We start from the raw sequence: 14,677 nt of genomic DNA on the forward strand, positions 1-14,677 counted from the left end.
GAGCTGTTTGGGTCGTTTCGTGATTTTTTAAACTGGCATTGAGTTGGAATGAAGGCGACTCGAATTGGTGGGTCGTCTTTTTTCTTTTCTAGGGGCTTGATGGTTTGCGCCGAATGTTCAGTTCAGCGAGATGCCAAAAACGGTTGAGGCATTATGGAAGATCGAGCTTTTATATGGAAAGCATCCGTCCTATACGGAGCGTCCAGAATGGGTAGCTGTAGGAATGATGGGAAAACTTCTGATAAGAGATGATGGCACATGTCGAGAGAACGGGTACTGTATAGAACGTTATTTCTTTTTTTGTGTATGTAAAACCGCCTTACAGCGAGCGCAAGTTAATCAAAGTATCGAACAGAGCAGTAAAATGTTGTTGTTGAAAGATGTAAAAAGGAAAATCTTCGAATTAGTAACGGAAAAGATATTTTACAAGATAAATCAAAAAACGAGCCTTTGTATATAAGGCTCGTTTGTGCAGGAGTCATATTTGGCTCCGAAAGTTATGTTTAGTCTACTACATTTGTTTTATCGCTGAGAAAGTAACTATAACAATTCTACCCTATTTCAGAGAATTTGACCATACTTTAGCTTTATAGTTCATGTCCTTAGTTCGAGACCAGAACTTATACCTTGTACCAAGTGTCGGAATAGAGATGTGTCTAATCATTGTGCGTTTAACTGAAAATATCATTTAGTATCCTAGCGCATGAGAAGTTACATATTATTATATAGCAACTGCAACGCTGAGATAGGGAGTCAGATATTAAAAACGAAATATAGTACTGAAAATAGTTGTTGAGCAAAGGGGATTATACTGGTTAAAGCTATCATCATAAATATTATTTAAAAACTTTAAGGTATATAAGAGAAATTATACCAAATTTATGTCATAATATTTTTGAGTTGGAAATACAATACTTGATTCTGTGAACAAGAGGTGAGAGCAACTATGAAAAATAGAAACATAACAGGTATTGTATTGGCTATAATCTATTGCATTGTTCTTTACTTTATTTTAACAGATTCTCCGCCTGGCGAAGCTCCAAATAATCCGTTCTGGGTTTATTTGTTTATTCCAATTGGTGCTATTGTGATTACATCTTTGTTTGATTACGTAATCAAATTCGATTTTTTTAGAAAAAAGAAAGATTAGAATTGAATGGAGGACTAAAATGATACAAACAATGAAAATTGCTAAAACATTTTAGCCGGAGTCATGCTTTCTACATCTATCTCAATTCCAGCATTCGCTCAAGATCAGGCAAATTCTTTCCCAGCACTTCAAGTGGAAAATAGCCTTTTAGAACTAGTCGAAAGTACAACCGATAATTCCATCACTTTTAAAGACGGTTCTACATTAATTCAATATGACAGCTATTATATTGCAACAGATTTAAATGGTAAAGATAAGTTAAAAATTACAAAAGTTGATGAGACTAAAGTAAAGTATGAAAATCTTCAAACTGGCGAAGTGAATTATGCTACAAACGAAATAAAACCTATTCACGAAGATCTCAGTTTCTCGCCACAAGCATTAGCAGACGGTTATGTATATAAAGGCAAAGTAGAAAATTCCACAGAGATAATATATGCAACTGCTTCTGCAATAGCAGGTATACTTGCTTCCTTTATAGGAGGACCTGTAGGTGGTAGAATAGCGGGCATACTTGTAAGCATCGGTGGTTATTATGTTTCTAAGGATGCACCCAGAGCCTATTGGGTAACAAAAACATATACTAGAGATGTTAAGCATAGTGATTTTAATGCGACTTTATTCATCAGGAAAGACCATCATTATTACAAATATCATGATTATACCGATTTTATTGATACCGCTTCGACAATCCAGACTTGCCAACCTTTTGGTTGTGGTCCAGTAAACGAGTATTAATTCTTTTATGTTGTGGGATAGAAAAAGCCGATTAAAGTTAAAATGTACCCTATAAGATGGACACTTTGAAAAAAGCCCATCTTATAGGGTATTTTGTTTATAATGAAAAAAAAGAGGTTGGAGCGGAAATGTTACGACGAAAAGATTACTGACAAAGAAAGAACAAGAACTGCTAAAACGGAATCCAAATGTAATCGCTGTTAGCGAAAAGGCGATTACGTACACCGATGAATTTAAGCGCCATTTCATTGCACAAAATGAACAGGGGAAACTGCCACGAGACATTTTTGAAGAAGCAGGCTTAGATGTTGAATGTATTGGTTTGGAGCGTGTTCGTTCTTCCGGAAAACGTTGACGTGCTTCGTATCGTGAAGCGGGTGTAGAAGGCTTACAGGATACACGTAAAACAAATTCAGGTCGCCCATCGGAACGTGAATTAACATTAGAACAAAAGATTGAACGATTAGAAGCAAAAAATCAATTGTTACGAGCGGAAAATGAACTGCTAAAAAAACTCGATCTACTCGAAAGGCAGATGTTGAAAAAGAAATAAAAGTGGCACCAGAGCTGAAGTTTGAACTCATTTATCGGACGATCTGAACGTATAAATGAAACGGTTAATCAGCTATCTATGCGATGTTATGGAAGTATCACGTTCTGGATACTACAATTGCTTCTCTGAAAAATCAGTGCAGAAGCGTGTAGCTAAAGCCAAAACAGATAAGATTGTAAAGGCGTATCATTTTCGTGGACGAAAAAAAGGAGCACACCAAATCAAAATGACGTTAGAAAATCAGTACAAAATGACGTTCAACTTGAAGCGGATTCGCCGGATCATGAAGAAATTTGAGATCATCTGTCCCATTCGAAAGTCTAATCCAGCCCGTAGAATGGCAAAAGCAACGAAAGAACATCGCACTTGTCCAAACGAATTACAGCGCAATTTTAAGCCAGGCGAGGCGGGAAAGGTGTTATTAAGCGATATCACATATTTAACGTAAAAAGTCAATAAACGTGCGTATTTATCGACGATTAAAGACGCACAGACGAATGAAATTTTAGCGTATGAAGTTTCTTCTTCGTTAAGTATAGGAATTGCGCTAAACACGCTTCGTAAATTACAGAAGCATCGCCATTTAACCAAAGATGCGTTGATCCATTCTGATCAAGGCTTTCGTTATACGAAACCACAATTCCAATCCGTAGTGAAGAAAATGGGATTAAGACAATCCATGTCACGTCGAGGCAATTGTTGGGATAATGCTCCCCAAGAATCGTTCTTTGGGCATTTTAAGGATGAAACGAATATCAAAGATTGCGAAACATTAGAAGAAGTAAAACGAGAAATTAAGAGTTATATGACGTACTACAATCATTATCGAGGGCAATGGAATTTGAAAAAGCTGCCGCCTGTAAAATACAGACAGCAGCTTCAACAAGTTGCCTAGTTTTTTTTCAAAATGTCCTTTACAAAGGGTACACTTTAGAATTCAGAAGCCTTCTTTTAGTATTGTTATATTTAATATACGTGAATTTTATTGTGATGACAAAATTACTCCATTTTCGTTACGTAACCTTCATAGTTTCCGTAATATAATCCGTTTGAGTAGGTAGTAGATGCTAGATTGAGTACTCCATACCAAACTCCATCAGCATAAGTATATGTCTTTGGAACATACTTCGCATCTCCATACTTATTGTTAGCATCTGAATATCTCACATATTTTTGCGTCGCCTGAATCGTAACACTTTGTGCAGTTAAAGAACCTTGAACAGAAGATGAGGCAGAAGCAAGTGATGCTGGAACAGCAATACTTGCTACTATAGCAGTGAGCGCTCCAATTGTGGCTAGTTTCTTTTTCATGTAAATACCTCCTAAATTTTTTTGAATGAATTATAAAACTTTACTTTCTAAAAATACCATATAATTCTATGTAAAATTATGATATATATTACATTGTGATTTGTATTTCACCCCCTACAGATCTACTAACGTAACTTCCAAAAATTCCTCCAACTGATTAAATAGTATATCCAATCTAAACAGATTTGGACGATCATGAAATGCAGCGGATGAGTGAGATACTAGATGACTTTTTTTAATAGAAGTAGTACAAGTTGATTTGATATTATTTAACCCTTTCTTCGAAGACAGCTCTCAGGAGTAGTTGTTGGATTAAAATCTGCTCGTTGTGAAGTTGTGGCCGGGAATGGATAAATCATCTGAAAGCAAATTGCCAAAACATGTCCCCTGATTCTTCTTCACTTGCCCACGTAACATTTTTGTGTTTATCTGTGACCAAGGCTTACCTTTATAACAAACATATTCGTTCGTCGATTTAGATAATCGCAAAACTCACTTTTCATTAATATTAAACTGTCTGAAGCAAAAGATTTAAATCAAACTTCCTTAGAAATTCTGATAGCCATGAAATAGAAAGGAATACTAGCATTCACTCATTTAAAATTCCAACCATCGTTCAAATACATACAAATGGATGTTTCATTTGTATGTTGAAAGTTTCATATAGAAGAGGTATACTTTAATTAAATTTTAAACAATTTAATTTTAAATAATTAATTGGAGATGTTAATATGGATCAGGCAAAACAACTTGTGACAGAACAACGTACATTTTTTTATACAGGACAAACTAAAAATATCGAGTATCGGATTAATGCACTTCAACAGCTTAGAAAGGGAATTGAAAAGTATCAGCAACGGATTCAAGATGCACTTCGGGCAGATTTGAACAAATCAGAGGCGGAAGCTTACGGTTCCGAGATTCGCATTGTTCTGGGTGAACTGGATTTTGCATTAGAACACCTGCAGGAATGGGCTGTACCAAAACAAGTCCCAACCAATTCGGCTATGCCGGATGGGGTGAGTACCATTTACCCTGAACCATACGGAGTGGCTCTTATTATTGCACCTTGGAACTATCCTTTCCAACTGGCCTTTGGTCCACTGATTGGAGCAATTGCAGCCGGTAACTGTGCAGTTATCAAGCCTTCTGAATTAACACCAGCCGTATCTCGTCTGACGTATGATCTGATTCAGGAGATCTTCCCTCAGGAGTATATTGCGGTTATGGAAGGGGAAGTCGAGGCTAGCACAGCATTGTTGAAAGAGAAGTTTGATTATATTTTCTTCACAGGCAGTACGGGGGTTGGTCGCATTGTTATGAAGGCAGCAGCGGAGCATTTAACTCCTGTAACCCTGGAGCTAGGGGGCAAGAGTCCTGCTATTGTCCACAGTGATGCAGATCTGAAGCTGGTGGCCCAGCGTATTGTTCGTGGAAAGTTCCTGAATGCAGGGCAAACTTGCGTTGCTCCGGATTACTTGCTTGTGCATGAACAAGTTCATGATGAATTGATCAATCTGATTGGCGCAGAGATCAAAGATAAATTTGGGGACGATGTGTTACAGAACTCTGATTTCCCGCATATTGTCAACGCGCGTAATTTTGATCGGTTGTCGAAATTCCTCACAGATGGCAAAACACTAATTGGTGGGCGTTCTGTACGTGAGCAGTTGCTTATTGAGCCGACGGTAATTGGTGATGTGAACTGGGAATCAGCTGTCATGCAAGAAGAGATCTTCGGTCCGATTCTTCCTGTATTTACGTACAGTGACCTGAATCCTATGCTGGATGAGATTGTTCGCCGGCCAAAACCATTGGCGCTATATCTCTTCACACAGGATGAGCAGCTGCAGGATCAGGTTCTGAATCAAGTATCCTTCGGTGGGGGATGTATTAATGACACACTTTCTCATATGACTTCACACTACCTCCCGTTTGGTGGTGTAGGAGAGAGCGGTATGGGCTCATATCACGGACAACAGAGCTTTGATGTGTTCTCGCATCACAAGAGTGTTCTGAAACGCAGTGAATAATTAGCCGCTAAAATAACATAAACATGAAAAAAGAGGTTGTCCTGTTGATCAGGATAACCTCTTTCGTATTTCATTACATCTAGTTTTGTTACTCAAGTTAAATATTAATGAATATCTCGGAAAAGGCCAATGACTTTACCCAGAATACTAACATGTTTCAAACGTAAAGGTTCGAAGGTCGCATTCTCCGGTTGAAGGCGAATATGATCTTTCTCTTTATAGAACGTTTTCACTGTAGCTTCATCGTCTTCAGTCATTGCAACGACGATATCACCGTTATCAGCAGTTTGCTGTTGACGGACAATAACGTAATCTCCGTTAACGATTCCAGCTTCCACCATGCTATCTCCGACTACCGAAAGCATAAACACTTTCTGTTCGCCTACATAATGTGTAGGAAGAGGGAAGTAGTCTTCAATGTTCTCGGTTGCAGTGATTGGAACCCCGGCTGTAACCTTACCAACAACAGGAATACGTGCAACGCTATGAGCAAATTGATGAGAATGCTCAGATTCTTCCTGGCTCAAAAGCTCAATGGCTCTTGGCTTGGTAGGGTCGCGTCGGATCAAACCTTTTTTCTCCAAACGATCCAAATGTCCATGTACTGTTGAACTGGAAGCCAGTCCAACCGCTTCACCAATTTCCCGTACGGAAGGAGGATACCCCTTCAACCGGACTTCATTTCGTATAAACTCCAGAATAGCCTGCTGCCTGCTGGATATCTTCGACATACCGTATCAACCCCATTTTAGTAACGTTTGGGAAAATTATAACATAGAACCTCCGTTCGTACAAACATAAGTTCTAAATAAAATAGCATTAAATCAGTGTTTTTTAACTTATAGAACAGAAATTGTCCAAAAGTCAGAGCATAATACTGCAAATGCTTTGCAAAAGTACTTGAAATAAGATATGTCTCCTTCAAAAAAGAAGCGAACAATTGTTCTAAAAATCTATTGAACAAAACAAGTGTTCGTGTTATATTGATTCCAATAGATAGGAACAAACGTTTGGAGGCGGGTATTTAATGAGATATTCTACTTATCAAAGCATTTATGAACCAATGAATTCGGAACTGGTGAAGTCTAACATAGGGAACTACAAGAAGGTTTTAGCGCGTTTCAAGATTTCTTCATGGATGTTAAAGGTAGTCATTACCTCTATGATTATATTTATTGGATGCAGCACCGTTTTAACTGTATTTGCCGGCAATGAGAATGATGTTCTGCCTGGAGGAAAGATAGCTGTTTCACAAGGGGAAACATTATGGAGTATTTCTTTGGAACATAAACCGACGAATATGGATACACGTATTTATATAGAAGCAATTAAGAAAGTGAATCAACTTCATACAACTTCCATCCAAGTGGGTCAAGTACTAGCTCTACCGCAATTTGCAGAATAAAATGCACATCAATGAGTGTTAGCGCGTGTCAGCTTGACAAGCTGCCTTTATAATGGCAAAGTTAATATGACTTTGTATTTTTGGAGGGGACAAGCTTGGATATAGATAGTCTGGTAGCACGCATTAACGAATTGGCTCGTAAGCAAAAGTCCACTGGATTGTCGGAGGAAGAACTTGCTGAACGTGCCGAACTAAGAGAGATTTATTTGAGTAATATTCGCAGCAATTTCAGACAACAACTGGATACCATTGAGATTGTTGATGATGAGAATGACAAAGGCCACCAAGGCAAACTCAAACACTAACGAAACCTAATGATATCATTATGATATTTAGGTTTCTTCCTGTTATTTTGAGTGTGCAATTTATAGGGGGAAATGTTGGTTTACAGTTATGTAAGCCGATACAAAGACACATAAGGGGGATTCTCATGTCGCGTTCGTTCGAGAGAACGGTTAAGAAAAATTCCAAGCAGTTAAATCAGCAACGCAAAAAAAGTGGTCAACCAATCACAGGTACACCAGGTGAAGAAGTCTTTAAGGGACGCAGCTTGTTGTTCCCAATATTTTTGATCGGTCTCGCCTTTTTGTATCTGTTTATGAGCACATTCCTTGTGCAAGCTCCAATGACAACTTGGGACTGGGTGACCATGCTGCTTTACGTATTTTTGGCAGTCATCTTCATGCTTCGCCGTCCATACATCAAGATTAGCAGTAATCGGATTATAACGACGAAGGGTAATCGTGAACGTTCAATTGGGGTTGACGATATCGTCAAATTCAGAATTGAACCAGGTACAGTTGTTATCGAACATAACAGTCGCGGGAAAAGATGGGTGTTTACCAAGTTATTGAACCGTTACGATACAGATGCGATTGCAGAACGTTTGCTGAAATTTGCAAAAGCACACCAGATCACCATGGAAACCGTCGAAAAGTAATTATTGCATAAAGGGGTAGATGATCGGAATGGCGTTAAAAGCGATTTTGTTCGACCTGGATGATACTTTATTATGGGATGAGCGTAGTGTTCGAGAAGCTTTTCATGAGACTTGTCTAATCGCAGCGAAAGAGACTGGGGTAAAACCAGAAGAACTTGAAGAAGCTGTTCGTAATGAGGCACGTGGGCTGTATGAATCATATGAAACCTTTCCTTTTACCAAAATGATTGGAATCAATCCGTTTGAAGGCCTATGGGCAAACTTTACTGGTGGGGATCAACCTGAGTTCCGTCAGTTGGAACAGCTTGCTCCAGTTTACCGTAAAGAATCCTGGCGTCGTGGCTTGTTGAAGTTGGGTATAGATCGGGAAGATCTTGCTGAACAACTTGCTGCGCAGTTTGGAGTAGAACGGAGATCCAGACCTCATGTGTACGAAGAAACGATGGATACCTTGCGTCAGTTACAAGGAAAGTACAAACTGTTATTATTAACAAACGGTTGTCCTGCTTTGCAACAAGAAAAGTTGGATGGTGTACCTGAATTGACTCCGTTCTTTGATGAGATTATTATCTCGGGTAACTTCGGAAAAGGAAAACCAGATCCGTCGATATTTGAACATGCTTTGAGTAAACTGGGTGTTAAACCCGAAGAGAGCATGATGGTTGGAGACAAGTTAACGACTGATATTCGTGGTGCTTTATCATCTGGCATCCAATCCGTATGGATTAACCGTGAGCATAAGACCAACAATGAAGCGTATGCGCCAGACCATGAAATAACACATTTATCGGAATTAAATCAGCTTATTGCTAATTTCTAAGCGGAATCAGTTATAACATCTTTCCTCAGCACCCTGAAACATTGGAAGCTTCAATGAACGATGATGTCGTTCTTGAAGTTACCAATGTTTTTTTATTTGAGCTTGTTGAGTAAATTACCTTGTTAAAAGAGATCTCCATTTTTTTTGCTAAAAGTTATTGAAATTAGAGGGAAGCTGGATTAGAATATAACTAACATACTAGTATGACTAGTATTTAAATTGTCATAAAGCAATATCTTTTTGACTTACTTCATTAAATGGAGGCAGGGAGTTATTGCTTATTATTTTCGATTGATTGTAAGCGCTTAATATTTTAGAGTATCTTCTTCCGATTTGGAAATCACACCACTTAGTAAGTGCTAATGAATGAGGTGAAGCACCTTGGATTGTGTGATTCTACATAATACATCAAATTGATATCGCTTACATTCAGCAATTATCTATTTGGTAGTGGGGGTGAAGTTAAAGGAGTTGTTGTCTTCTACAAGAGGAGAAACGATGGAGATTGTACATGAATTACTCTTACTTATCAAGTCCTGGATCGGAGTGAAAACACATGGAGTCGGAAACCGCTAAAACAACGTTAACCATGACATCTTTACGTAAAGAGAGCAGATTACGAACGGCAGCAACCTTGTTTCGCAAAGACTGGCAGCTGTATTCACTATTAATCCTTCCCATCATTTATCTCCTTATTTTCAAATATGGACCGATGATTGGTAATGTGATTGCGTTCAGACGTTTTGTTCCCGGGGGAAGTATATTTGGAGAAACGTGGGTTGGATTAAGGTACTTCAAAATGTTCATTGAGGACCCTACCTTCTGGAGAGTATTCGGTAATACGCTGATGTTAGGCGGACTTGCGTTACTCTTTACATTCCCGGTTCCAATCATTTTTGCCTTGATGCTTAACGAAGTGAAAAGTAAACGATTCAAGAAGTTTGTACAGACCGCGTCATATCTGCCTCATTTTCTGTCTATCGTTATCGTTGCGGGTATGATCCTGCAGCTGACAGCAGTGAATGGTTCCATTAATGGACTGGTGGCTTTCTTCACCGGAGACAATATTCCTTTTATGCAGAGGGCTGAGTGGTTCAGAACAATCTATATCACTTCCGAGGTATGGCAGGGTATGGGTTGGGGAGCGATTCTGTATCTGGCTGCACTGACAACCATTGATGATTCTTTGTATGAAGCTGCGCGTATCGATGGTGCCAATCGGTGGAAGCAAACGATTCATGTAACGTTACCAGGGATCTTGCCAACGATTGTGACGTTATTGATTTTGAACATGGGTAATTTCCTGGCAGTTGGATTTGAAAAAATCTTACTCTTGTACAATCCGCTTATCTACGAGACATCTGATGTGATCTCCACTTACCTGTATCGGGTTGGACTGGAATCCAGTAACTTCAGTTATGCTACCGCAATTGGCTTGTTCGAATCGCTGATCGGTCTGATTCTGGTGTTCTCCGTAAATGCCATTTCACGCAGACTGACACAAAGAAGCTTATGGTAAAGGAGGAGCACCATGCAGGAATCCAGATCTTACAAGGTATTTAAAGTATTCAATGTCATCTTTCTGCTGTTCGTGGTATTTATAACGCTCTATCCATTCTTAAATGTCGTGGCTCAATCCTTCAGTAGTGAGTCCTATATTAATTCGGGCAAGGTTAGTCTGTTCCCAAGAGGATTCAATGTGGAGACATACAAGACCATCTCACGTGACAGTATGTTCTGGACGAATTATAAAAATACGATTATCTACACTGTAGTAGGTACGTTAATCTCCATGTTTATGACGACTATTTTCGCATATGCCCTGTCCAAAAAGAGGTTGATGGGTCGCAAGTTTCTGACCATGTTCGCCGTATTCACGATGTTCTTCAGTGGTGGATTGATTCCAAACTATGTGTTGATTAATTCCCTTGGGTTCAACAACACCATGTGGGCACTTGTTGTTCCTGGCGCAATTAGCATATACAACATGCTGATCATGAAGTCATTTTTTGAAAATATGCCTGAAGAACTGGAGGAAGCTGCCTCCATTGACGGTTTGAACACATATGGGATCTTGTTACGCATTATATTGCCGCTTAGTAAAGCAGTTATGGCAACCATGGTGCTGTTCTACGCAGTAGGTCATTGGAATTCCTGGTTCCCAGCCTTTCTGTATCTGGACAAAAAAGAACTGTTCCCGGTCACCATTTATTTGCGCAATATGATTGCAGGAGCGACAAGCGGGGCATCTGCCGGTGCAACCTCAGCTGATAACCTGACACAGATTGCTGCCAATATTAAGTCAGTAACGATGGTATTAACCATCTTGCCGATACTCACCATCTATCCATTTGTTCAAAGATACTTTGTAACCGGTATCATGTTAGGGTCTGTTAAACAGTAATACGTAGCAGCTATATAAATTGAACTAAAGATGATTTACACGGAACACTCCGGTGATAAAGGCGAGCGCTCGCTTTTTATTGATTAAAAAGTTTTAAGTCAAGGTCAACCTAAACCAAATTCAGGGGGATAACCTAAATGAATCAAAAGCCACGTAAGTTTGTTGGTAAAATGGTGTTGGCATCAATGATGACCGTTGTTCTGGCAGCATGTAGCAACGGTAATGGAGCCGGAGGTGACGTCACAGAAGTTCAAACCAAGTCAGCGATGGAGACGTACAATGTAGGGGATACATTCAAGGCGACTGAGCCGTTTAATCTATCGATACTGTATAGTGATCAACCTACCTATCCGTACAAAAAAGACTGGTTGCTTTTCAAAAAAATGACTGAAATGACTGGTGTTACACTTGAGCCAACGATTGTTCCTATGAGTGACTATTCTCAGAAGAGATCTCTTCTAATCAGTTCTGGTGATGCACCGCTGGTTATTCCAAAGACCTATCCTGGTGAAGAATCTGCTTTTGTATCTTCCGGTGCGATTCTGCCCGTTAGTGATTATATTGATTTGATGCCCAACTTCAAGGATAAAGTGGAAAAATGGGGATTGGAAGAAGAAATCGAAGGACTTCGACAGGAAGATGGCAAGTATTATGTACTCCCGGGTCTGCATGAAGAAGTATGGCCAGATTATACATTAATCGTAAGAACAGATGTTTTTGAAGAAAATAACATTGCGATCCCAACCACATGGGATGAACTGTATGACGCTGCAAAGAAACTCAAAGAGCTGTACCCGGATTCCGTTCCGTTCTCGGACCGTTTCAAATTTAATAGCACATTAGGTATTGCGGCTACCGGCTTTGGTACCAAGGCTGGATGGGGTTTTGGTAACGGATTGACGTATAAGGAAGATCAGGATGAATTTGTGTACACGGCTACTACGCCGGAGTATAAGGAAATGCTAACGTACTTTAACAAGTTGGTATCCGAAGGATTGCTGGACAAAGAAAGTTTCACACAGGATGATGATCAGGCTGTACAGAAATTTGTATCCGGCAAATCATTCATGATTAATGGTAATTCCCAAACGGTGGTGCTGCACCGAAATGATATGAACAAAACGCTGGGAGAAGGTAAATACTCTGTTGCGAAGATTACAGTTCCTGGTGGGCCAAAAGGGCAATTAATGTCTGGCTCAAGACTTGAAAACGGTGTCATGATATCCGGGAAAATTCAAAAAAGCGAAAACTTCAAAGCCATTATTCAGTTTGTGGATTGGTTATACTACAGTGATGAGGGTCAAGAGTTTGCCAAATGGGGCGTTGAAGGCGAAACATTTACCAAAGAGGGCGGAAAACGTGAATTGGTAGAAGATGTGAACTACAATGGCTTGAATCCTAAAGGCACGAAGGATCTGCGTATTGACTTTGGTTTCTCTGGTGGAGTATTTGCCTACGGTGGTACGACAGATCTGCTGCAATCGATGTTTAGTGAAGAAGAGTTGAAATTCCAACAAGACATGAAGGATACCAAGGAAGTGACCCCGGCAGAACCACCAATTCCTTACTCTTCAGAGGACCGTGAACGGGTGACACTTCTGAGTACACCACTGAAAGATTATTCGGATCAAAATACACTTAAATTTATCTTGGGTGAGCGAGACTTGTCTGAATTCGATACGTTTGCCAAAGAGCTGGATAGTCAAGGATTATCTAATTATCTGAAGCTGGCAAATGACACGTACAAAGCCTACAAAGAAAACAAGCAATAATATAGTTGATGTTGGCCAGATTACCGTTTCACACCGATATATAAGTGGAACGGTAATTTGTGCTAAGATGAATGAATACGGCTGATAGAAAGAGGTCTAGGCATGTCACTTAATCAAAAAATTAGAGGCTCGACCCGGGCATATTCATATAACCTGTTAAAAGAACGAATTCTTCATCTGGAACTTAAGCCGGGTACCAAGATTTCAGAGAAAGAGATTGCAGATGAACTGCAGGTCAGCAGAACACCCGTGAGAGAAGCATTCATGAAGCTTGCTGAAGAAGAACTGCTGGACATTATTCCCCAGAGTGGAACGATTGTCTCTCATATTAATCTGGAGCATGTGGAAGAAGGCAGGTTTATGCGGGAGAAGATGGAGAAGGAAATCGTGACTTTGGCTTGTGTTTCTTTTCCTGAAGAGTTCAGATTTCGACTTGAGACCAACATTGCAATGCAGGAAGTCTGTATAGGGAAAAACAATTTCTATCGACTTTTTGAACTGGATGAAGAGTTTCATCAGATTTTGTTTCAGGGCACTGGTAAGCTGAGAACATGGAAAATGTTGCAACAACTGAATATTCCGTTTAATCGGTTGCGTTTATTACGTCTAGCGGAGGACTCCAACCTGGAGGTCATTATCTCCCAGCACAAAGAGATTTATCGTCTTATCACAGAGCGTCAGACCGAGCAAGCTGTTCAGGTGATGGAAGCTCATCTTAGACTCGTTGTTATTGAACAGGAATCGATAAGGGCGAAATACCCGCATTATTTTATATAATACACCGATGTTGTACACTACTCTCCATATGCATATGCGAAAACCCCTGTTCAATTGAACAGGGGTTTTGGTTAAGCGAGTTGTAACACGAGAGTGTTAGGCGTTCTTGATAAAAGTAGGATCAGGGTATGGATCTGCAATCCAGCCATCTTTTTCGATGAACAGACGTACAGCAATAATTTGTTTGTTCTCCATTAAAGTGAAGAAGTGCGGTGTATTCTCAGGAACAGAGATGACGTCTCCAGGAGACAGTTCTACATTAAAGTAGCCCACATCATCTGTAGCTTTGATAACAAAGATTCCTTTACCAGCAACAATTGCACGGATCTCATCTTCAGCGTGGGTGTGGATCTCTTCGAACTTGGCCAGCTTTTCTTCGATATCTGGTGTTTGTTCGGACAGCGTGATGACATCCCAGATCTGGTACCCGCGACGTGCAGCCAAATCTCTGATTTCATAATCGTAAGTTTCCAATACCTCGGTTTTCTGTTCATCAGTTAATCCAAAGTTATTTTGCAGATCAGTGTTCAGTTTGGAAGCGTCCCACTTCTCATATAATACTTCGTATTTGTTTAAGAAATTTCGAACATTTTCGTCACCAGTGATGCGTTCGTTCGTATTTCGGATAACAATTTCAGCCATGTTCTTTCCCTCTTTTCCACTTGGTTTAATTGAATTATATCGGATTGCTTTGTTTTTGTCGATTCTCAAATTCCGTTCATATTCGTGCAAACCCGCCATCTTTCGGGACCAAACCCGATCTTTCACATTAAG

Annotated in this window: 13 protein-coding genes and 1 pseudogene; 11 read left to right on the top strand and 3 right to left on the bottom strand. The window is 39.7% G+C overall.

Features of this window, described 5'->3' with window-relative positions:
* Positions 1 to 1,213 precede the first annotated feature (1,213 nt).
* Both C170_RS20200 and C170_RS30500 read left to right on the top strand, forming a co-directional pair.
* Positions 1,214 to 1,888, top strand: coding sequence for an adenosine deaminase (locus tag C170_RS20200; protein WP_235200808.1), 675 nt, complete (start codon positions 1,214 to 1,216; stop codon positions 1,886 to 1,888).
* Positions 1,889 to 2,036: 148 nt separating this feature from the next.
* Positions 2,037 to 3,336: pseudogene (locus C170_RS30500) on the top strand (IS3 family transposase).
* A 104-nt stretch (positions 3,337 to 3,440) separates the two neighbouring features.
* On the opposite strand, the gene C170_RS20210 reads toward C170_RS30500, so the two are convergent.
* Positions 3,441 to 3,752, bottom strand: coding sequence for a hypothetical protein (locus C170_RS20210; RefSeq protein ID WP_036613577.1), 312 nt, complete (start codon positions 3,750 to 3,752; stop codon positions 3,441 to 3,443).
* Positions 3,753 to 4,483: 731 nt separating this feature from the next.
* Here C170_RS20210 and C170_RS20215 point away from each other — a divergent pair.
* A complete protein-coding gene (locus C170_RS20215) occupies positions 4,484 to 5,785 on the top strand; it encodes an aldehyde dehydrogenase (RefSeq protein ID WP_036613580.1) in 1,302 nt (433 codons plus the stop codon).
* A gap of 104 nt (positions 5,786 to 5,889) precedes the next feature.
* Here C170_RS20215 and lexA read toward each other — a convergent pair whose 3' ends face one another.
* The gene (lexA, locus tag C170_RS20220; RefSeq protein WP_017688034.1) at positions 5,890 to 6,516 is read right to left on the bottom strand and encodes a transcriptional repressor LexA; all 627 of its coding nucleotides are present in this window, start codon (positions 6,514 to 6,516) and stop codon (positions 5,890 to 5,892) included.
* A gap of 296 nt (positions 6,517 to 6,812) precedes the next feature.
* Here lexA and C170_RS20225 point away from each other — a divergent pair, with 296 nt between their 5' ends.
* The 8 genes from C170_RS20225 to C170_RS20260 all read left to right on the top strand — a co-directional run bounded on the left by C170_RS20225 (position 6,813) and on the right by C170_RS20260 (position 13,903).
* Positions 6,813 to 7,190, top strand: coding sequence for a LysM peptidoglycan-binding domain-containing protein (locus tag C170_RS20225; protein WP_036613583.1), 378 nt, complete (start codon positions 6,813 to 6,815; stop codon positions 7,188 to 7,190).
* 95 nt (positions 7,191 to 7,285) lie between these two features.
* On the top strand, positions 7,286 to 7,495 hold the full coding sequence (locus C170_RS20230) for a DUF896 domain-containing protein (protein WP_017688036.1): 210 nt from the start codon (positions 7,286 to 7,288) through the stop codon (positions 7,493 to 7,495).
* 125 nt (positions 7,496 to 7,620) lie between these two features.
* Positions 7,621 to 8,130 carry a hypothetical protein gene (locus C170_RS20235; protein WP_036613585.1) on the top strand — a complete coding sequence of 170 codons (510 nt, stop codon included), beginning with the start codon at positions 7,621 to 7,623 and terminating at the stop codon, positions 8,128 to 8,130.
* A gap of 28 nt (positions 8,131 to 8,158) precedes the next feature.
* Complete coding sequence (locus tag C170_RS20240) at positions 8,159 to 8,950, top strand: HAD family hydrolase (protein ID WP_036613587.1); 792 nt, start codon at positions 8,159 to 8,161, stop codon at positions 8,948 to 8,950.
* Between the two features lie 589 nt (positions 8,951 to 9,539).
* Positions 9,540 to 10,469: an ABC transporter permease gene (locus C170_RS20245; protein WP_339177159.1), complete on the top strand. Its 930-nt coding sequence runs from the start codon at positions 9,540 to 9,542 to the stop codon at positions 10,467 to 10,469.
* Between the two features lie 12 nt (positions 10,470 to 10,481).
* Entirely contained in the window at positions 10,482 to 11,354 is an 873-nt protein-coding gene (locus C170_RS20250) for a carbohydrate ABC transporter permease (RefSeq protein WP_036613592.1), read from the top strand.
* 137 nt (positions 11,355 to 11,491) lie between these two features.
* On the top strand, positions 11,492 to 13,126 hold the full coding sequence (locus C170_RS20255) for an ABC transporter substrate-binding protein (protein ID WP_036613595.1): 1,635 nt from the start codon (positions 11,492 to 11,494) through the stop codon (positions 13,124 to 13,126).
* Between the two features lie 102 nt (positions 13,127 to 13,228).
* Positions 13,229 to 13,903 (top strand): GntR family transcriptional regulator, encoded by a 675-nt coding sequence (locus tag C170_RS20260; RefSeq protein WP_036613598.1) that lies wholly within the window; start codon positions 13,229 to 13,231, stop codon positions 13,901 to 13,903.
* Between the two features lie 96 nt (positions 13,904 to 13,999).
* Here C170_RS20260 and C170_RS20265 read toward each other — a convergent pair whose 3' ends face one another.
* Positions 14,000 to 14,545, bottom strand: coding sequence for a cupin domain-containing protein (locus tag C170_RS20265; RefSeq protein WP_036613600.1), 546 nt, complete (start codon positions 14,543 to 14,545; stop codon positions 14,000 to 14,002).
* Between the last annotated feature and the right edge of the window lie 132 nt (positions 14,546 to 14,677).

This window comes from Paenibacillus sp. FSL H7-689 (assembly GCF_000517905.1).
Classification (GTDB): domain Bacteria; phylum Bacillota; class Bacilli; order Paenibacillales; family Paenibacillaceae; genus Paenibacillus; species Paenibacillus amylolyticus.